This window comes from Schaalia meyeri, assembly GCF_900105015.1.
In the GTDB taxonomy this organism is placed as follows: Bacteria; Actinomycetota; Actinomycetes; order Actinomycetales; family Actinomycetaceae; genus Pauljensenia; species Pauljensenia meyeri.
Map to the genome: position 1 here is coordinate 142137 of NZ_FNLK01000014.1, position 20683 is coordinate 162819.

Annotated in this window: 13 protein-coding genes, 2 rRNA genes and 1 pseudogene; 8 read left to right on the forward strand and 8 right to left on the reverse strand. The window is 65.6% G+C overall.

Annotated features, from left to right (window positions below; translation table 11 throughout):
- Positions 1-44 precede the first annotated feature (44 nt).
- The 5 genes from BLT68_RS08035 to BLT68_RS08055 form a co-directional block, all read right to left on the reverse strand.
- On the reverse strand, positions 45-1373 hold the full coding sequence (locus tag BLT68_RS08035; protein WP_074633584.1) for an MFS transporter: 1329 nt from the start codon (positions 1371-1373) through the stop codon (positions 45-47).
- Between the two features lie 87 nt (positions 1374-1460).
- On the reverse strand, positions 1461-1994 hold the full coding sequence (locus BLT68_RS08040) for a dihydrofolate reductase (RefSeq protein ID WP_074633586.1): 534 nt from the start codon (positions 1992-1994) through the stop codon (positions 1461-1463).
- Positions 1991-2794, reverse strand: a complete 804-nt coding sequence (locus BLT68_RS08045; protein ID WP_074633587.1) for a thymidylate synthase — start codon at positions 2792-2794, stop codon at positions 1991-1993. Before BLT68_RS08045 ends, BLT68_RS08040 begins: the two co-directional genes overlap by 4 nt.
- Before the next feature lies 1 nt (position 2795).
- Positions 2796-3221, reverse strand: coding sequence for an OsmC family protein (locus BLT68_RS08050; RefSeq protein ID WP_074633588.1), 426 nt, complete (start codon positions 3219-3221; stop codon positions 2796-2798).
- 211 nt (positions 3222-3432) lie between these two features.
- Positions 3433-3915, reverse strand: coding sequence for a DUF2505 domain-containing protein (locus BLT68_RS08055; protein WP_074633590.1), 483 nt, complete (start codon positions 3913-3915; stop codon positions 3433-3435).
- A 107-nt stretch (positions 3916-4022) separates the two neighbouring features.
- Here BLT68_RS08055 and BLT68_RS08060 point away from each other — a divergent pair, with 107 nt between their 5' ends.
- Positions 4023-5483 (forward strand): sensor histidine kinase, encoded by a 1461-nt coding sequence (locus BLT68_RS08060; protein ID WP_074633591.1) that lies wholly within the window; start codon positions 4023-4025, stop codon positions 5481-5483.
- A gap of 120 nt (positions 5484-5603) precedes the next feature.
- Here the strand turns inward: BLT68_RS08060 and BLT68_RS08065 are convergent, their stop codons facing one another.
- Positions 5604-5855, reverse strand: a complete 252-nt coding sequence (locus tag BLT68_RS08065; RefSeq protein ID WP_050694535.1) for a WhiB family transcriptional regulator — start codon at positions 5853-5855, stop codon at positions 5604-5606.
- Positions 5856-6004: 149 nt separating this feature from the next.
- Positions 6005-9052, reverse strand: coding sequence for an FHA domain-containing protein (locus tag BLT68_RS08070; RefSeq protein ID WP_074633593.1), 3048 nt, complete (start codon positions 9050-9052; stop codon positions 6005-6007).
- 180 nt (positions 9053-9232) lie between these two features.
- Between BLT68_RS08070 and ligA the strand changes: the two genes are divergently transcribed.
- Entirely contained in the window at positions 9233-11557 is a 2325-nt protein-coding gene (gene ligA, locus BLT68_RS08075) for an NAD-dependent DNA ligase LigA (protein WP_074633594.1), read from the forward strand.
- Between the two features lie 89 nt (positions 11558-11646).
- On the opposite strand, the pseudogene BLT68_RS08080 reads toward ligA, so the two are convergent.
- Positions 11647-12911, reverse strand: a pseudogene (locus BLT68_RS08080) (phospholipase D-like domain-containing protein).
- Between the two features lie 18 nt (positions 12912-12929).
- Between BLT68_RS08080 and gatC the strand changes: the two are divergent.
- From gatC to BLT68_RS08110, 6 genes are all read left to right on the forward strand, one after another.
- Positions 12930-13226, forward strand: coding sequence for an Asp-tRNA(Asn)/Glu-tRNA(Gln) amidotransferase subunit GatC (gene gatC / locus BLT68_RS08085; RefSeq protein ID WP_050694538.1), 297 nt, complete (start codon positions 12930-12932; stop codon positions 13224-13226).
- Complete coding sequence (gatA, locus tag BLT68_RS08090) at positions 13226-14731, forward strand: Asp-tRNA(Asn)/Glu-tRNA(Gln) amidotransferase subunit GatA (RefSeq protein WP_074633596.1); 1506 nt, start codon at positions 13226-13228, stop codon at positions 14729-14731. The genes gatC and gatA overlap by 1 nt, the downstream gene beginning before the upstream one ends.
- Positions 14731-16227 carry an Asp-tRNA(Asn)/Glu-tRNA(Gln) amidotransferase subunit GatB gene (gene gatB, locus BLT68_RS08095; RefSeq protein ID WP_074633598.1) on the forward strand — a complete coding sequence of 499 codons (1497 nt, stop codon included), beginning with the start codon at positions 14731-14733 and terminating at the stop codon, positions 16225-16227. The genes gatA and gatB overlap by 1 nt, the downstream gene beginning before the upstream one ends.
- 231 nt (positions 16228-16458) lie before the next feature.
- Positions 16459-17886, forward strand: coding sequence for an NAD-dependent malic enzyme (locus BLT68_RS08100; protein WP_074633599.1), 1428 nt, complete (start codon positions 16459-16461; stop codon positions 17884-17886).
- Positions 17887-18352: 466 nt separating this feature from the next.
- Positions 18353-19894 (forward strand): 16S ribosomal RNA (locus BLT68_RS08105).
- A 398-nt stretch (positions 19895-20292) separates the two neighbouring features.
- Positions 20293-20683, forward strand: a 23S ribosomal RNA gene (locus BLT68_RS08110); the annotation flags it as partial.

A 20683-nucleotide genomic window follows, 5' to 3' on the forward strand; every position in this document is an offset into this window, starting at 1 on the left:
ACCAGGATAGCGCCGGACGCGCCCGGTGGCGTGGGGCACTCGTCCTAATCGTTCGTGCGAGCGCGAAAGTCCGACCGCCCCAGCAGCCACCATGCGCACGAGCAAGAGAACACGACGAGCGCGAGAGCCGCGAGGAACGGAGACAGGGGGACCCACCCGTACAGGGCCGTGGCCGACACGGGGGCGACGATCCACGTGATCGCCCCCGTCGCGTTGATGATTCCGGCGATGCCGCCCTGCTCGCGGGTGGTGACGGACAGGGAGACGCCCGCCGCGTAGCCGGGGGAGGCCATGCCCGAGGCCACCCCCATCATGAAGGTTGACGCGGCCACGGCCCACAGGTTCGGCGCGAAAGACAGGCAGGCCAACGCCACCAGAGCCAGGCTCATGCCGGAGCGTAGAAGAGACCGCGGCCCCCAGCCCATGCGCGGCACCACGATCAGCTGCATGACCATGGCGCCCGCCGCGTTGGCCAGCAGCATCATTCCCGTCACCGACACCGCGTGGGTGGGATCCAACCCACCGTGATCCTGCACCACGAAGCCCATCGTGATCTGAACGACGCCGTTGGCGAAATAGATGCCGAACACGGATGCGATCCACGGTGCTATGCGGCGGTCCGTCCACCCCACGCGCGGAGGCAGGCTCGCGGAGGACTCCTCGCCCGGGGCGTCGGTCCTCGCCATCGACGAGGCCGGGGATGCCTCGGGGGCTTGTCCTTCCTCGGCCGCGCGCCCCCCGAGTCCCCTCCGGGCGGGGGAGCGGGACCCGTCGCGGGGCAGCCACGCGAGGGCGATACCGAGCGCGACGAGGACGAACAGCGGCGTCGCGTGGACGGGCGCGAAGATCCACCACGCTCCCAGCGCCGAGGAAATGAGGGAACCGATCATGACGGACAGGTTGATGGCGCCGGAAAACGCGGACGTTCCGCTCACGCGCGATTGCTCGTCGGGGGTGACCTGCGCAACCAGGGCCTGGCCGGTCGGTGGGATAGCGGCGACCGCCGCGCCGAAGAAGGGGCCGCGCGCCACCATGATGGCACCCGCCGCGACGAATGCGCCGATAGCTCCCGTGGCGCGCGCCCACACGGCCGCCGAAAAGAGCGTTCCGGCTGCCAGTGCCAGGCCCAGCGCCCACAGGATCACGCGCCTGCGCCCCCACGCGATCGATCGGCGCCCCCAGAACTGGCTGAGAGCGGTGACGGCCAGCGCGGCCAGCGACACGGCGGCCCCCACGATCCACTCGGGCAGGGTAAGGGCACGAGAGAGGGGAGCGATCGACACATTCAGCATGTTCTGCGCCGTATAGGTGAAAAGAGCGATGGCGACGAGGGCTCGCAGCGTCGGATTGGTCAGCAACGGAGAGGAAGGCACAGTGCATCCTACGACGAGGCCCCCGCGCGATGCGCGGGGGCCGGGCCTAACTGTTGTCGAATCGGGTCGGTGCGGTGCGATCTGCCCCTAGCGCTGGACCCAGGTGCTCACCTTCCAGCGCGCGTCCCCGGAGAGTTCGCGCCAGTTTGCGTCGCTGCGCGCCTCGTCCCGCCGCCACAGGGCGGGATCCAGGGGCGGGGCATAGACGAGGGAGGCGCCCTCCGGGGTCCAGGAGGCGACGTCCAGGTCGATGTCGGTGACCACCACCTCATCCAGGAGGGGCAGGGTCTGCGCGTACAGGTTCGCTCCGCCGGTGATCCAGACGTAGGGCGCGCCCGTGTCCTCAGCGACCGCGCGGGCGTGGGCCAGCGCCGACTCCACCGAATGGGCGACGTGAGCGCCCACTGCCTCGTAGCCGGGCGAGCGGGTGACCACAATGTTCGTGCGGCCGGGCAGGGCACGGCCAAGAGCCTCCCATGAACGCCGCCCCATGATGATCGGGCATCCCATCGTGGACTCCTTGAAGTGGCGGAAGTCCGCGGGCACGCGCCACGCCATGGCCGCGCCCGTCCCGAGGACGCCGCCGCGGTCCTGCGCCCAGATCGCCGCCAGCTTCGTCATACCGCGACCGGCGCCTTGATGGTGGGGTGGTGCTGGTATCCCGCAAACGAAATGTCATCGAAGGAATAGTCGAACATCGACGGAGCCTTCGTCAGCTCCAGGCGGGGGAAGGGGTAGGGATCGCGGCTCAGCTGCTCGCGCACCTGCTCCGTGTGGTTGGAGTAGATGTGGCAGTCGCCGCCCGTCCAAATGAAGTCGCCGACCTCAAGGCCCGCCTGCTGGGCGAACATGTGGGTGAGCAGCGAGTAGGACGCGATGTTGAAGGGGACACCCAAGAACATGTCCGCGCTGCGCTGATACAGCTGCAGCGACAGCCGCCCGTCAGCCACGTAGAGCTGGAAGAAAGCGTGGCACGGTTCGAGCGCCATCTCAGGCAGGTCGCCGACGTTCCACGCGGAGACGACCATGCGGCGCGAGTCGGGATTCGTTGTGAGCGTTTCCAGCACGGAAGCAATCTGGTCGATGCGGCGGCCATCGCCAGCGTTCCAGGAACGCCACTGCACGCCGTACACCGGGCCCAGGTCGCCGTGCTCGTCCGCCCACTCGTTCCAGATGCGGATGCCGTGCTCTCGCAGCCACGACACGTTCGACGAGCCCGACAGGAACCACAGGAGCTCACCCACGACGGACTTGACGTGCACGTGCTTCGTCGTGATCAGCGGGAAACCGCGCGAGAGGTCGTAGCGCAGCTGCGCTCCGAACACAGAACGCGTGCCCGTGCCCGTGCGATCCCCCTTCGGGGTGCCCTCGGACATGATGCGCGCCAGCAGGTCCTCGTACTGGCGGTCGACACCTGCCACGTCAGTCGACCTGTTCGTTCGTCCAGGTGTGCGAGGCCGGCAGGGCCTGGTCGACAACCGAGTGTTCGATCGTGCAGTTGCGCTTGACCGCGGACTCTGCGCGACGCAGCAGATCAGCAATCTCGTCCTCGCTCAGCACGGACATGTCCTGGACCAGCTCCACGTCCACGTGCGTGAAACGATCGTTGTCCTCATCATAGGAAGCGGACACGCCCACGAACTGCGAGAAATCATCGCCCAGGCGGGCCGCCAGGCGCGCGTCTGAACTCATCGCGTTGCAGCCCGCGATCGCGAGCTTGAGCAGGTCGCCGGGGGAAAACATGCCGGGGCCGTGCCCGACCCGGATCTCGGCGCCATCTTGGTTGCGGGCGACGTATTCGCGCACGCCCGTTCGCTGCAGGTACAGGGACTTCGGGGTATCACTCATGCCATTATTCTGAACCCCCTCGCCCTCGTTTGCCGTCTGGGGGCGCCCGTATCGCCCGTGGCGTATCCAGGAATAAAATAATGCACGCCCCTTGATATACGCTTACGTAACATCTATTGGCGGTTGTCAAAGGGGCTATCGGGGGGAGCATGCGAGTGGGATCGGCGCGTGCCTCCGAAGGGGCCACAATCATCGCGTAGCAAAGCGTTGATCAGCGGTGTTCTTCCAGCCAGGCGGCCGCCAGCTCCCGCTCGCGCTTTGCGACGCCCCCCAGGTGCGCCACGGCCTCTTTCTCGATGTGCCCCCCCAGCAGCGGCACGCGCACGGATATCGCGCCCGTCACCTCCCGAGTGCAGCCTCCCTCCGAGGCGGCCAGGGTGGAGGTGGCCTCGACCGACACGGGTGCGCCGTCGACGGTCACCGAGGAGCGCGAGCGCGCCGAGGCCTCGTCAGTGACCCATTCCTCCGTGAAGGTCACGCACAGGGGAGTGCTCACGAAGCGCGCCGCGGCCGCCGGGAGCAGCTCGGGGCGACACTGGCCTCCAAGCGTGATGCGCTGGTCCTCCACGCTGATGTGGGCGGTGCCTTCCACGAGGAATGGGGTGAAGCGCCGCTGCAGGTAGTCGGGGGTCAGATACATGGCGACGACCTCATCGACCGTGCCCGGATAGGAAATTGACTGCGCGAACTCCATGGTTCTCCTTCACCGAATAACCGTCGCCGAATCGTGGTCCGGCGCTGATTTGCAACATTTGCAGTTAAGGACCAACTGAGTTGCTCCTCTCCCTTTAGAGTAGGACCATGCGTAGCCTCATGCAGTTAGCTGAAGAAGCCTCTTCAACACCGCTGTCGGAGAAGGACATCGATTGGCTGCACCTACTCCTCGCGGACTGGCAGGTGCTGGCTGATCTGGCGGCCGCCGACCTGGTCCTGTGGCTGCCCGCAGACGACGGACGCTTCATTGCCGCCGCGCACTGTCGGCCCGCGACGTCAACGACGGTCCACGTTGACGACATCATCGGGCTGCACCTGCCCGCCGCTCGCGAGATCGAACTGCGACGAGCCATCCAGACCGGACAGGTCGTGCGTTCACCCTCCGCGCGCTGGGCGGGCACCTACTCGATGATGGAAACCTGTGTGCCCGTTTGCCACGACGGCCGCATCATCGCCGTCGTCACGCGCGAAGCGAACCTGTCCAGCCCGCGTCTGTCCCTCGGATTTGAGGGGTGGACCGTGGCAGCGGCCGACACCCTGTGCCAGATGATGGCGCGCGGCGAGTACCCCTACGATTCGACGCCGCAGGTCACCTCCCACGGCGTACCGCGGGTCCTCGACGGAGCCCTCCTGATCGACGCCGATGGGCGGGTTCAGCAGGCGACGCCCAACGCGGTGTCCTGCCTGCGGCGCCTGGGGATCCGCTCCCACGTGACCGGAAAGGTTCTCGCCCAGGAAATCACGCAGGTTATCGGGGATGAATCCCTCATCGAAGAATCGATGGCGGTCGTCGTCATGGGGCGGGCCTCCTGGCGCGTGGAGATCACCGCGCGCGCATCGACCATCACCATGCGTGCGCTTCCCCTCGTCAATGGCCGCAAGCGCCTGGGGGCCGTGATCCTCACGCGGGACGTGTCCGAAATGCACCGGCACGAGCAGGCTCTCATGACGAAAGACGCGACAATCCGTGAGATCCACCACCGCGTCAAGAACAATCTGCAGACCGTTTCTGCGCTGCTGCGCCTCCAGTCGCGTCGCTCCTCGGAGGAAGCTGTGAAGGTTGCTCTGGCCGAGGCGGAGCGGCGCATTCAGGCCATCGCGACCGTGCACGCGGCCCTGTCGCAAAACGTTGACGAGTCAGTCGACTTTGATGAGGTCGCGCGCACCGTCGTGCGCATGTCGGGAGCCATCGCGTCCACGGATCACGGGGTCGAGGTCGTCACGATGGGACGCTTCGGGACGATCTTAGCCGATCAGGCGCAGGCCCTGGCGACCGTCCTGAACGAGCTGGTCGCTAATTCCGTCGAGCACGGTTTGGCCGACCGCGATGGGCGCATCGAAGTGTGTGCGCGGCGCGAGGGGCTGGTCATGACCGTGACCGTCGCGGATGATGGCGCGGGCTTCGTGCCCGGCACGCCCATGAGCGGCCTGGGCACGCAGATCGTCCACCAAATGGTGCGCGGGGAACTGCGCGGTTCCATCGAGTGGGCCCCGAGGGAGGATGGCGGCACTCTCGTGACGCTGGTGATCAACCTGGATCCCGCGTGAGCGGACGAAACAGCAGCGGATGAACGAAGAGGTTGCCTCCGCCAGGTGTTAACGAGGCCGGGGATCCCCTGAGTGGATCCTCGGCCCTGTTCGTGGGTGCCGTTTGGCGTGCCCGGGTGGTCAACAGCCGACGCGGCGTGCGCGCGCCGCGCGGCGTTTAAGGGACCGGCGTTCTTCTTCGCTCATTCCGCCCCAGACTCCGGAGTCTTGGTTATTGTCGATGGCCCACCGGAGGCAGACGCCCTTCACGGAGCATTCGCGGCAGACGGCCTTTGCTTTGGCCATCTGGATGATGGCGGGACCCGTGCTGCCGATGGGGAAAAAGATTTCGGGATCGACTGTCAGGCATGCCGCCCTGCTGCGCCAGTCCATGTGAGTGCTCCTTGTGTCGCCGTTCGCCTGATGCTCCGCTGATTCCCTTGTCAGTCTCTGTTACGTCATCCTAGTCGTGCAAGGCGGCGGTAACAGCGAAACAGGGAAGTCACTATGCGTCTGGTCACGGCGGGTGAATTTGCTGGGACTTAGGTATTAACTGACCCGTCGGTCAATTGGATGGTGGTCAGTGTGCCGCTCTCGCAGATCAGTCCGCATGAGGGGCTCCAGCGGCGTGCTGCAATCGATGACGGATGGCGACGGCTGGAGTGAATAAGCGCGCGAATCACGTTGTCTGATGGGTTGAGCGCGAGCACGCGGTGATCGTCCCATCTGGTGATACGGGTCCATGCGGCTTCTGGAATGACGTCGGTGATTCTGGGAGCTGCCCATCCCAGCGCCTCATGGATCGCCCGAACAGTCCGGGTATCGCGTTCCTGGCCGATGACGATCCACGGCTTTATTTCCTGCCACGAGGGCGGGGCGTGCTCGGGACCGATCAGGACCGGAAAGGCGGCACTGCTGACCATGGTTGCAGCCTGCGTGAGGGAGGGGATCCTCCAGCAGGGTGTGTCGCTTTTAGCGCCTTCGTTTAGGAGAGCGCTCGCGGTGGGAAAGCACGCGAGAAGCGTGGGTTCCCCGGGACGTGCGAGGAGCGCCTGATGCTCGCCCAGCGCTCGCAGATCGGCCGGGGCGATGCCGGCGTGCAGAGCCTCGTCCGCGTCTCTGGCCCGCACGAGGCGCATGGCGAAGGCCCCCAATGCTGCGCTGGAGGGTGTGAAACGGCCCGCGTACGCCGCGACGATGACGACGTTGGCGCGCCTGGCGCGTCCCAGCAGGGAGGTCCACAGGGCCTGTGCCCCCGGCTCAGTCAGCGCGTGGGTGAGCGCGGAGCGCAGGGCGGGAACGTCCGTGATTGCGAGGATCAGCGGGCCGTGTTCGCACGCTTCTTCCAACACATCGATGACGGCGGGGTCCTCTTCTGGTAGGTGAGAGGCCGCACCGGGGATGCGCGCCTCTCCAATGACGTGCAGGGGGAGGTGGGTGATGCGCGCGATCCTGGAGGCGATCGATACCACCCAACACGAGGCGAGGGCAGCCTCGTGAGCGCTGGTCTGTATCTGGATGCTCCCGCCGTCCCACGAGACTAGCTGGTGCCCCTCGATCCCCTCAACGAGGCCGAGCCCCACGGGGGCGTGCTCACGGGCTGGCGAGTCGACCGATCCCGCCGCTGCCGGGAAAGCGGGGGTGGCCGGTGGAGGAGGCGCGGCATCAACGTCCTCCCACGTCAGGTTCTCAGGCAGTGGAGGGGCCCACAGGGGCGCAGCTGATGCCCCCGGCCACGCGCGCATGCAGCTGGAGACGACGGAAGCGGCGTCCGGCATGTACGTCAGCTGTATCGTCCCGACTCCCGCCAGCACGGCGCGTCCGGGGATGCGCGGTAGCGAGGCGGCGCGGGCGTCTTCGAGGATGTCCGTCGAGTCGGCGGCGCTCAGGCAGCGCAGGGCCAGGCGGATGTCCATATTCGCGCGCATCTGCGCGCTGACCGCACCGGAAGGGCGCTGGGTCGCGGCGATGAGGTGCAGGCCGAGGCTGCGTCCCTGCGCCGCCAAGCGCAGCAGGACTTCCATCGACGCTGGGTGGGTCTGGGAAAGAACCCGGAACTCGTCGATGGCGATGATCAGCCGAGCGGGGGGAGAGGGAACAGAGTGAGGATCCGCGTCGTATCTGAGCTCCCAGGTGGCGAGGTCGGGAAACCCCAGCTCGTGCAGGGACTCCTCCCGCTGCCGCAGGACATGGGCGATTCCGTCGAGAGCGCGGCTCGTCGCCCCCGCGTCAAGGTCTGTGAGGAGCACCTGCGTGTGCGGCAGCTCCTTCAGGCGGGCGAAGGTGGAGCCACCCTTGTAATCGATGAGGACGAATCTGACCCTCTCCGGTGAGTAGCAGTAGGCGATTGCGGCGAGCCAGACAATCAACGCCTCCGACTTGCCCGAGCCCGTGCATCCCGCGACGAGGGCATGCGGTCCATCGGATACCAGGTCCAGGTCAACCCTCCCACTTTCCGACTGTCCGATCGGCACACTGAGGGTTCCCGCTTGAGCGTGAACGGACGAAGGATCCCAATCGACGCGCGAGGGCAGTGCGTCCCGCCTGTCCATCCGCGTCACGGTCCACCACCAGTTGGCGGCGACGGGCTGGTCGTCGGTGACGCACACCTGAGCACACCACGATGGCAGGTCTGCGACGCGGGACGCGTATCCGATGTGGAGGACCGGGCCGTTTCCTTTTGCGGCACTCGAACAATGCGGGCACGTTTCGCGGTCGCTCACGTGGATGGTGACTCCCGCGTGTCCGAGCAAGACGGGCGCCGCGCAGTTCCACCAGACGCGAGCTCCCCCCGCCTGGGCTGCCACCTGTCCCGCGCACCACAGCGCGCACTGCGCCGCATGCGCCCCCACGACGCCGATCGACGACGCTCCTGCCGAGTAGCTGGCCTCAACGGGTGCCACCAGCGTGAGGCGCCGTCTCAGGGTCGATGCCCTCCCCGGCCACACGGGTGCTCGCAACGAACGGGGAGCATCTGCCGATGCGGGGAGCGACGCCAGGACGAGAGACAGAGCCGCTCCGTCCCAGCCGAGACGACGCCGATGTGCGCGGAACGCCAGGGCTATCGCCGCGCCGAGCAGCGCCGCGATGAAACACCCTGCAAGAGGCAGGAGCAACGCCGGTCGGGGAGACATGGCGCGCAGGCGCCAGGCCATCAGCGCGAGCATGAGGATCGCAGAGACCAGGGGAAGCACCCGCAGGAGGGAGAACCCCTTGAACACCCCGCGGCCTGGTCGATCGCTGCCCGGCCACGTCAGGCGACGAGGCCGTGGACGGACCTCGAAAGTGTCCTCACCCAGGCGAATCGTGGCGCCCGGTCCCAGCGCTCGTCCGTCGCGTGCGGGCAGCGGCACGCGCAGGCGGGACACGCGTCGGATCGAAGAAGAGCCGACAGAGCGCAGGACAGCCTTTCCGTTTGTCGTCGAAAAGATCGCGTGCTCGCGTGCGATGCTCGCGCTGGACAACGGAATGTCCCCCGCGCGTCCAACCACTCCGGGAGCGAGGGCCAGTCCGACGTCGGGACCCTCGACGCAGGCCAGGTGCAGGTCCGTGCGCAGGGCAGCGCGCGCGAGGCAACCGCGATCGTTCATGGAACAACGATCAAACCGCCCCCGGGCGCGAACAAACGCTGCGGCGAACCTTGTGGACGGTCGCGTGCGGAAAACGATCCCTGTGGACAACGGAACGCGCGGTGCCCGTGTGGATAAGGACACCTCGCCGGGTGTGGGCCTTCCGCCGCCTGCCCACTCGACCAATGCGACAATGACCCCATGGCTAACTCCACGTTCGAGACGACACGCGACCGCCACAACGACCTCGTCCGGCGCATCGAGGAGGCGCGCGCCGCCTACTACGACCGCGATTCGCCCACTCTCTCGGACGCAGATTACGACCGCCTCTACCGTGAATTGGGGGAGATCGAGGAGCGCTACCCGCAGCTGCGCGGCGCGGACTCTCCGACCGCAAGCGTGGGAGGAAGCGTCGATTCCTCGTTTACCGAGGTGCGCCATCTTGCCCAGATGATGTCACTCGATGACGTTTTTTCCCTGGAAGAGCTGGCCGGCTGGGAGGAACGCATGAGCCAGGTGACGGGCATCGCAGACCTGCCCATGACCACCGAGGTCAAGGTCGACGGGCTGGCCATCAACCTCCTGTACGAGGAGGGCCGCCTCGTGCGAGCCGCCACCCGAGGGGACGGCTACGTCGGCGAGGACATTACCGCCAACGCGCGCACGATCGCGTCCATCCCGAAGGCCCTCGCCGGAACGGTGCCCAGACGCGTCGAGGTGCGCGGCGAGGTGTATTTCCCGGTCACCGCCTTCGCGACCTTCAACGAGGCCCGCGTCGCCGCCGGCGAAAAGACCTTCGTGAACCCGCGCAATGCCGCAGCCGGCTCCCTGCGCCAGAAAGACCCGGCCCAGACCGCCAAACGCCCGTTGTCGATGGTCGTTCACGGGGTCGGCTTCGTCGAGGCCGGAGCAGACTTCACCGAGCCGACCACCCAGCACGGCTGGTACGAACAGATGCGAGCCTGGGGGCTACCCGTATCGCCCTATACGAAGCTCCTTGCGGGGAGGAAAGCCATCGAGGAACGCATCGCGCAGATCGGGCAGGCGCGCCACGACCTCGACCACGAGATCGACGGCGTGGTCGTCAAGATCGACGACCTCGCGCTTCAGCGTTCCCTCGGCGCCACCTCGCGCGCCCCCAGGTGGGCGGCCGCCTACAAGTTCCCGCCCGAGGAGGTCCACACGCGACTGCTGGACATCCGCGTCCAGGTCGGCCGCACGGGCCGCGTCACGCCCTACGGCGTCATGGACACCGTGCTGGTCTCCGGTTCCAACGTCTCGCGCGCCACCCTGCACAACGCCCAGGAGGTCGCCCGTAAGGGCGTCCTCATCGGCGACCTCGTGGTCCTGCGCAAGGCGGGCGACGTCATCCCCGAGATCGTCGCCCCCGTGGAGGATGCGCGCAACGGCTCCGAACGAGAGTTCGCCATGCCCACAGCATGCCCGTCGTGCGGCACGCTCCTGGTGGAGGAGAAGGAGGGAGACGTGGACCTGCGCTGCCCGAACAAGGCGGCCTGCCCCGCCCAGATCACCGAGCGCATCGCGCACATCGGTGCCCGCTCCGCCCTCGACATCGAGGGGTTGGGGGATGAGGCGGCCCTGGCCCTCACCCAGCCTGAGAACAACCGCGACCAGGTCGCCGCCGCCCTGGTGGCCGGGCACGCCGTCGTCCTGGAGGACGGAACGCGCCTGGAGCTCGCCGACGCCGGGGACCTGCCCCACGCGGAGCAGCTGGCCACCGCCGACGCGATGCTCCCCGAACCCCAAGCCCCCGTCCTGACCGCCGAGTCCGCGCTCTTTGACCTGAGGGCAGAGGACGTGCGCGACGTCATGGTGTGGCGGCCCACCACCGTCAAGGGGGAGCCCACTGGCGACTGGGCGCAGGTCCGCTACTTCTGGACGAAGGCCCACAAGGCCAAGAGGGTGAAGGGCGCGATCGTCTACGAGCAGGTGAGCTCCACGGCCTCGAAGATGCTCACCCAGATGCTAGACGAGATGGAGCGCGCCAAGTCCCAGCCCCTCGCGCGCGTCCTCGTCGCCCTGTCGATCCGCCACGTCGGCCCCACGGCCGCCCGCGCGCTCGCGGACGCGTTCCATTCCATGGACGCGCTGCGCGCCGCCTCCGTCGAGGAGCTGTCGGTCGTCGAGGGCGTCGGTGAGGTGATCGCGCGCTCCCTCCTCGACTGGTTCACGGTGGACTGGCACCTGGGCGTGCTGGAGGCGTGGGCGCGCGCGGGGGTGAGGATGGCCGATGAGCCGCAACAGGCGATCTCTGACGTGCTTGCAGGCTTGACGATCGTGGTCTCCGGTGCGATGCCCGGATACGACCGTGAGGGTGCCAAGGAAGCCATCACCTCGCGCGGAGGCAAGGCCTCGGGCTCGGTCTCGAAGAAGACCTCCCTGGTGGTCGCGGGACCCGGCGCGGGTTCCAAGGCCGCCAAGGCCGAGTCCCTGGGCGTCCCCGTCATCACTGAGCAGCAGTTCGGCGACCTCCTTGAGGGGGGCCTCGCCGCCGTTGGCCTGTGACGAGGCCCGGGCTGGCAGGCCATCGACTCCCGGCGCCGCCCGCCTGAGGCGCGACGCACCTCGGCCTCGCCACCGAGGGCACAGGGCACTCAGAGGAGCGGCTCGAAGGGGCCGAGCAGCGTCTCGCCGATGCGGGTGAGCAGGGAACGACGCTCCCATTCGTCGATCGTCAGGCGGCGGGAGGTCGTCAGGTCGTTGGCGAAGATCTCCTCCATGCGCTCGGCCAGCTCGCGCGAGTGGAACTGCAGGCACACCTCGTAGTTGCCGCGCATGGAAAGACGATCGATGTTCGCCGTGCCGATCGTGGACCAGCGCCCGTCGACCGTCATCGTCTTCGAATGAACCATCGCGTGGCGATACAGCCAGATCTGAACCCCCTCGCGCAGCAGCTCACCGTAATAGGGGCGCGCCACCCAGTCCGCCATGATGTGGTTCGAATACTCCGGGATCAGGACCTGCACGTGCACGCCCCTGCGGGCAGCCGCAATCAGGGCGGCCAGGACCTCGCGGTCCGGGATGAAATAGGCGGTCGTGATCAGCACCCGGTCGATCGCCCGTTCGATCGCGTCAATGTACATGCCGCGGATCGGGTAGAGCAGGCTGTGCGGGAGGTTAAACTGCGCGGTCACGTCCGCGCTCCACGCACGCGCCCCCTGGTCGGGCAGCAGGGGGGCGGTCGACGGGCGGAAATGATTCCAGAAGTCGACGAAACCGTTTTCCAGCTCCCACACGGCCTCGCCGCTCACGCGCACGTGCGTGTCCCGCCACTCGTGGGCAAAAGGATCGCCGATGTTGTAGCCGCCCACGAAGCCGACCTCGCCGTCCACCACCAGGATCTTGCGGTGGTCCTGGCCGGTGCGGCGGATGTTGAGCGTGAAGAAACCCGAACGCAGCGTCGGGAATCGACGCACGTGCAGGTGCTTCATCGATGGAAAGCGATAGAAACGCAGATCCTGGTTGAGCACGCCGAAGCCATCCCAGACGCAGAAAACCTCGACCCCGCGTGCCGCCGCATCGATCAGCGCGTTCTTGAAGCGCTGACCCCATCGGTCCGACCGCCAAATGAAGGTCTCGAAATAAATGTGGTGCTTCGCCCCCCTGATGGCCTCAAGCATGTCCTCGTACAGGGACATGCCCTCCGTGTACGTGCGCGCCACCGTCTTCCCGATCTCAGTGTCCGCGGGGGCAACGTCGGGAAACCGTGCACGCCGCCGGGGATGCGAGCCGTGCGCATCCGGTCGATCGCATGCACGGTGACGATCGCCGCCGCCTGGGCGGCCAGCACCGCAATCCCCGCCTTCTTGACGATCGACCACGTCTGCCTGGTGAGTTGGCGTCGCTGTGAAAAGACCATACGGGTAGGATGCCACACATGTCACGCATTAGTACTGACGAGGTCGCCCGCGTCGCGGGCCTGGCCCACATCGCATTGACCGACGAGGAAATCACACGCTTCGCGGGCGAACTCGACGCGATCGCCGACGCGGTTTCCAAGGTGTCGCAGGTCGCCACCCCCGACGTTCCCGCCACCTCCCACCCGATTCCGCTCACCAACGTGTGGCGCGTGGACGAAGTGGGGGCCACCGTGGACCGCGACGAGGTCCTCGCGCAGGCGCCTGCCGCGCAGGACGGCATGTTCCTGGTGCCGCAGATCCTGGGGGAGGAATGATGAACGACCTGCTGAAGAAGAACGCCCTGGAGCTGGCCGACATGTTGGCCGCCGGGCACATCACCTCCGTCGAGCTGACCCGGGCGTGCCTGGACCGCATCGACGCCATCGACGATCGCGTCCGCGCCTTCATCACCGTCGACCGTGAGGGCGCCCTGGCCACCGCCGCCGACGTGGACGCACGCCGCGCCGCGGGGGAGAGCCTGCACCGCCTGGCAGGCGTGCCCATTGCCATTAAGGACAACATGGTCACGCGCGGCCTGCGCACCACCTGCGCCTCCAGGATCCTCGGCGACTGGCAGCCCCCCTACGACGCCACGGTCGTCCTCAAGATCAAGAAAGCCGGCCTGCCCATCGTCGGCAAGACCAACATGGACGAGTTCGCCATGGGCTCCTCCACCGAACACTCCGCGTTCGGCGCCACGAAGAACCCGTGGGATTTAGAGCGCATCCCCGGCGGATCCGGCGGCGGATCCGCGGCCGCCGTCGCAGCCTACATGGTGCCCCTCGCGCTCGGTTCCGACACCGGCGGCTCCATCCGTCAACCCGGCTTCGTGACCGGCACGGTCGGCGCCAAGCCCACCTACGGCGCGGTGTCGCGGTACGGACTGATCGCCATGGCCTCGTCCCTGGACCAGATCGGCCCCGTCACCCGCACGGTCGCCGACGCCGCCGCCCTGACCGAACTCGTCGGCGGGTTCGACCCGTCCGACTCGACCTCGCTGAACGAGCCCGTCCCCGCGCTCACCGAGGCCGTCCGCTCCGTTGCCGAGCAGGGGAAGATCAACGGCCTCAGGGTCGGCGTCGTCAAGGAACTTGGTGGGGACGGCTACGAGAAGGACGTCATCGACGCTTTCAACGCCACGGTCGATCGGCTCCGCGAGGCCGGGGCCGAGGTCGTCGAAGTATCCTGCCCCAACCTCGAGTACGCGCTGGCCGCCTACTACCTGATCATGCCCGCCGAGGTGTCTTCCAACCTGGCCCGCTTTGACGGCATGCGCTACGGCATCCGCGTCGAGCCCGCCGAGAGCCCCGTCACCGCCGAACGCGTCATGGCGGCCACCCGCGGAGCCGGATTCGGCGACGAGGTCAAGCGCCGCATCATCCTGGGCACACACGTGCTCTCCGCCGGCTATTACGACGCCTACTACGGCAGCGCACAGAAGGTTCGCACGCTCATCCAGCGTGACTTCGACGCGGTCTTCGACAGGGTCGACGTGCTCGTCTCGCCGACGGCCCCCACCACGGCCTTCAAGTTCGGTGAAAAGACGTCCGACCCGCTGGCCATGTACCTCAACGACGTCGCCACAATCCCCGCGAACCTGGCGGGGATCCCCGGCATGAATGTGCCCAACGCCGTGTCCTCGCAGGGCCTACCGATCGGATTCCAGGTGCTCGCGCCCGCACGCGGCGACCTGGTCATGTACAAGGTGGCCTCCCTGGTGGAGGCCCTCAGCGACGACGTCGCGGGCTCCTGCCCCGCAGCTAACTGGGAGGAAAAGTGATGAGTGAGCTCATGGATTACGACGAGGCGGCCCGCCGCTTCGACCCGGTTCTCGGTATCGAGGTGCACGTCGAGCTGGGAACCAAGACGAAGATGTTCGACGCCGCCCCCAACGCCTTTGGCGGCGACCCGAACACCTACGTCACCCCCGTGTCGCTGGGGTTGCCCGGTTCCCTGCCGGTCGTCAACCGTAGGGCTGTGGAGTACGCCATCAAGATCGGCCTGGCCCTGAACTGCGAGATCGCGCAGTACTGCCGCTTTGCGCGCAAAAACTACTTCTACCCGGATCTGACCAAGGCATTCCAGACCTCCCAGTCCGATGAGCCGATCGCGGCAGACGGCTACGTTGACGTCGAGCTCGAGGACGGCACCATGTTCCGCGTCCAGATCGAGCGCGCCCACATGGAGGAGGACGCGGGCAAGAACACCCACATCGGCGGTGCCGACGGGCGCATCCAAGGCGCGGACTACTCGCTGGTGGACTACAACCGCGCGGGCGTGCCCCTGGTCGAGATCGTTACCCGGCCGATCGAGGGGGCGGGGGAGCGGGCACCCGAGGTGGCGGCCGCCTACGTGCAGGCCCTGCGCGACATCTTCCGCGCGCTGGACGTGTCCGAGGCCCGCATGGAGCGTGGTAACGTGCGCGCCGACATCAACGTTTCGCTGCGTCCTGGCCCGGACGTGCCGCTGGGGACCCGCACCGAGACGAAGAACGTGAACTCTTTCCGCGGTATCGCTTCCGCCGTGCGCTACGAGATGCAGCGGCAGGCCAAGATCCTGTCCGAGGGCGGAGTGATCCTGCAGGAAACCCGTCACTACCACGAGGAGGACGGCTCCACGTCGTCCGGCCGCGAGAAGTCTGACTCCGAGGACTATCGCTACTTTCCGGAGCCCGACCTGGTCCCGATCCGCCCGGATCGGGAGTGGGTGGAGGAGCTGCGCGCTTCTCTGCCGGAGCTGCCCGTCGCCAAGCGGCGCCGCCTGCGCGCCGAGTGGGGATACGCGGACATGGAGATGCGTGACGTCATCAACGCGGGGGCGCTTGAGCTGATCGAAGCCACCGTCGGCGCGGGCTGTGATCCGGCTTCCGCGCGCAAGTGGTGGATGGGCGAGATCTCGCGCCGCGCCAAGGAACGCGAGGTTCCCTTGGATGAGGCCGGGGTCAGCCCCGCTCAAGTCGCCGAGCTGCAGGGGCTGATTGACTCCGGTCGTATCAACGACAAACTGGCGCGCCAGGCCCTTGAGGGCGTGCTGGCGGGCGAAGGTGGCCCGGCGCAGGTCGTCGAGGCCCGTGGCCTCGAGGTCGTCTCCGACGACGGCGCGCTCACGGCGGCCGTCCAGGAGGCACTGGATGCCAACCCCGACATCGTCGAGAAGATCAGGGGCGGAAAGGTGCAGGCCGCAGGCGCCCTCGTCGGTGCCGTCATGAAGGCGACCCGCGGGCAGGCAGACGCCGCCCGCGTGCGCGAGCTGATCATGGAGATGGTTGGCGCTTAAGGCCGCTCGGATGCGTGTGGGAGGGATCGCTCCGATTCTCCCACACGCATCCGCCGTCTCGGTGTTGCTGCTGGTTTAACCAGTGAGCACGCGGGAGCCGCCGCCTCGAAAATGAGCATTCCGTTGTCCACGTTGTGGCCTTCCTCTATCGGGCGAGCGGGGAAATTACCTAGGATGAGCGCTTGAGGATAACCGTGCCGCATGGCCCGGGCGCCCGAAGAAAGGACTAACATGCGCACTTCGCCGTCGTACACCGCTTCGTACCGTATCGAGGTGGACGAGAGGACGACATCCATCGCGTCTATTGTTGACGCGGTTTCCGCGACCGGAGCACAGATTAAGGGCCTGGACGTGGCCGACTCCGACCGCGGACACATCATCATCGATCTCACGTGCGACATGCGCGATTCTGAGCACCGCCGCGAAGTTCGCGACGCCATTAACGCACTGCCGGGAGTCTCCGCCGGCTCGGTCGCTGACCAGACTTTCATGAGCCACATCGGAGGCAAGGTTGAGATCCACTCGAAGGTGCCCCTGCGCAACCGCGACGATCTGTCACGCGCGTACACCCCGGGCGTCGCTCGCGTATGCACCGCCATCCACGACATGCCCCAGAAAGCTCACCTGTTGACTATGAAGGCCAACACGGTTGCGGTCGTCTCAGACGGTACCGCCGTCCTCGGCCTGGGCGATATCGGCCCCGAGGCGGCGCTGCCCGTCATGGAGGGCAAAGCCGTCCTCTTCAAAGAGTTCGGTGGGGTGGACGCCTGGCCGGTCGTCCTGGACACGAAGGACACTGAAGAGATCATCTCGATCGTCAAGGCGATCGCGCCGGCGTACGGCGGCATCAACCTGGAGGACATTTCCGCGCCGCGCTGTTTCGAGATTGAGGAGCGTCTGCGCGCCGAGCTCGACATTCCGGTTTTCCACGACGACCAGCACGGCACGGCGATCGTCGTTCTGTCCGCGCTCGTTAACGCGCTGAAGATCGTGGGCAAGAACATTGAGGACGCGCGCATCGTCGTTTCGGGCGTCGGGGCCGCCGGCAACGCGATCATTCGCCTCCTGCTGGCACAGGGTGCGCGCGATATTATCGGCTGCGGACGAAATGGTGCGCTATCCGGTGACGACACGGAGGGCATGCACCCCTCGCGCAGGGCACTGGCCGAGGCGACAAACCCCCGCCACGTCCACGGCTCCCTCAAGGAGGTCCTGAAGGGCGCCGACGTGTTCATCGGAGTTTCCTCGGGCAATATCCTTCAGCCCACCGATATTGCCACCATGGCGGAAGGCGCGATCGTCTTTGCTCTGGCGAATCCGACTCCGGAAGTTGATCCGATCGGCGCCGCCCAACATGCCGCCGTCGTGGCCACGGGACGCAGTGATTACCCGAACCAGATCAACAACGTTCTGGCGTTCCCCGGTTTGTTCCGCGGCCTACTTGACGCCAAGGTCAAGGAGATTACCACCGAGGTACTGCGCGTCGCCGCCGTGGCCATCGCCTCCGTTATCTCCGAGGACGAGCTCTCGCCGTCCTACATCATTCCCGGCGCCTTCGACAAGCGGGTTGCGCCCGCCGTGTCCAAGGCCGTACGCCGCGCGGTGCGCGACCTGCCGACCGTCGACATCCCGGTCCAGCCTGACATGGGCGTGAACTAAGAGTCATTTCGGCCACAAGACGGGCCCGACCGCGCTGACGAGGCGCGGTCGGGCCCGCTCGTTTTCCCCGCGTTTCTAGTGGCGACCGCAACGCTGCCCGAGTGAATGGAGCGTGTTGTGGCTGTTCAGGGGCCAGTCGGTGAAGGAAACTTTGTTGTGTGTGGTGGGGGTGTGGTGGAGGTTACGGTGGTTTGGTTTGACTTTGGGTGTGTGGGGTGGGTATTGTTTTCTCCGTTGCGCCGAATGGTGGTGCTGGGCTGTGGGTCTGGTTTCTGGTGTTTGGTGTGGTCTTGCCTTTTGGGGATGCGTGCTTGTGGTGCGTGTTTTTGATTGTGTGGGTGTTGTTTGTGAACTCGATAGTGTGTTTGTTTGTTTTTATGCCTGTTTTTTGTTTTTGAGTGTTTTTGGTTGGGATTGCCTGCCCTTTTTGTGTGGTGGGTTTTTCTGGGCTTTGACGTTTTGTTTTTGTTCGGAGAGTTTGATCCTGGCTCAGGACGAACGCTGGCGGCGTGCTTAACACATGCAAGTCGAACGCTGAAGCCTAGCTTGCTGGGTGGATGAGTGGCGAACGGGTGAGTAACACGTGAGTAACCTGCCCTCTTCTTTGGGATAACGCCCGGAAATGGGTGCTAATACTGGATATTCACTGGTCTTCGCATGGGGGTTGGTGGAAAGGGTTTTTCTGGTGGGGGATGGGCTCGCGGCCTATCAGCTTGTTGGTGGGGTGATGGCCTACCAAGGCTTTGACGGGTAGCCGGCCTGAGAGGGTGACCGGTCACATTGGGACTGAGATACGGCCCAGACTCCTACGGGAGGCAGCAGTGGGGAATATTGCACAATGGGCGCAAGCCTGATGCAGCGACGCCGCGTGAGGGATGGAGGCCTTCGGGTTGTGAACCTCTTTCGCTCATGGTCAAGCCGCAACTGTGGGTTGTGGTGAGGGTAGTGGGTAAAGAAGCGCCGGCTAACTACGTGCCAGCAGCCGCGGTAATACGTAGGGCGCGAGCGTTGTCCGGAATTATTGGGCGTAAAGGGCTTGTAGGCGGTTGGTCGCGTCTGTCGTGAAATCCTCTGGCTTAACTGGGGGCGTGCGGTGGGTACGGGCTGGCTTGAGTGCGGTAGGGGAGACTGGAACTCCTGGTGTAGCGGTGGAATGCGCAGATATCAGGAAGAACACCGGTGGCGAAGGCGGGTCTCTGGGCCGTTACTGACGCTGAGGAGCGAAAGCGTGGGGAGCGAACAGGATTAGATACCCTGGTAGTCCACGCTGTAAACGTTGGGCACTAGGTGTGGGGGCCACCCGTGGTTTCTGCGCCGTAGCTAACGCTTTAAGTGCCCCGCCTGGGGAGTACGGCCGCAAGGCTAAAACTCAAAGGAATTGACGGGGGCCCGCACAAGCGGCGGAGCATGCGGATTAATTCGATGCAACGCGAAGAACCTTACCAAGGCTTGACATGCGCCCTGGGCGTGCGGAGACGTGCGTGCATTTGGTTGGGGGTGTGCAGGTGGTGCATGGTTGTCGTCAGCTCGTGTCGTGAGATGTTGGGTTAAGTCCCGCAACGAGCGCAACCCTTGCCCTATGTTGCCAGCACGTTGTGGTGGGGACTCGTGGGGGACTGCCGGGGTTAACTCGGAGGAAGGTGGGGATGACGTCAAATCATCATGCCCCTTATGTCTTGGGCTTCACGCATGCTACAATGGTTGGTACAGAGGGTTGCGATATCGTGAGGTGGAGCGAATCCCTTAAAGCCAGTCTCAGTTCGGATTGGGGTCTGCAACTCGACCCCATGAAGGTGGAGTCGCTAGTAATCGCAGATCAGCAACGCTGCGGTGAATACGTTCTCGGGCCTTGTACACACCGCCCGTCACGTCACGAAAGTTGGTAACACCCGAAGCCCATGGCCTAACCGGTTTTTGCTGGGGGGAGTGGTCGAAGGTGGGATTGGCGATTGGGACGAAGTCGTAACAAGGTAGCCGTACCGGAAGGTGCGGCTGGATCACCTCCTTTCTAGGGAGCCCTGATTTTTGTGGGAGGCAATTTTTTTCTTGTATTGCTGTCTGCTGCTGCTGTTGTGGTGGTGGGTGGTGGTGGAGGGGTTGTTTTCTTGTGTTCGCATGTGTTTGCTGCCCGTTGTGGGTGGTGGGTGTGGGCGCGTTTTTGGGGTTGGGTATAGTTGATGAGCAGACACGCTGTCGGGTTCACGTTCAACACCGTGTTGGCGTCCGCCGTTAGTGTGCGTGTGTGGGGGCATTGTTTGTGTGTTCTGCGTGCGTGCGTGTGTGGTGGGTTGGCCTGCGCGCCCGTGCTGGCTGGTTGTGTTGGTTGGTGTGGGTGTGTGTGGTGGGTTGTTTGTGATTTGTATAGTGGTTGCGAGCATGTTTTTGTTTGTACTGTTTTTTGTGTTTTGTTTAGTTTTGTTGGGCATTCGGTGGATGCCTTGGTATCAAGAGCTGATGAAGGACGTTGCGGCCTGCGATATGCCTCGGGGAGTTGGCGAGCGAGCGTTATTATCCGAGGGTGTCCGAATGGGGGAACCTAACCTGGGTTGTGCTGGGTTACCATCATCTGAACGTGTATAGGGTGGTGGGGGAACGCGGGGAAGTGAAACATCTTAGTACCCGTAGGAGAAGATATTCCGTGAGTAGTGGCGAGCGAAAGCGGAGGAGGCTAAACCAGATGCGTGTGATAGGCGGCGGCTGTTGCGTGTTTGGTGTTGTGGGGCCATGTTGGATCCTTCTGCCGGGGGTCGCGTTGCATTGTGTTGGGAGTTGAACAGTCTGGGATGGCTGACCGGAG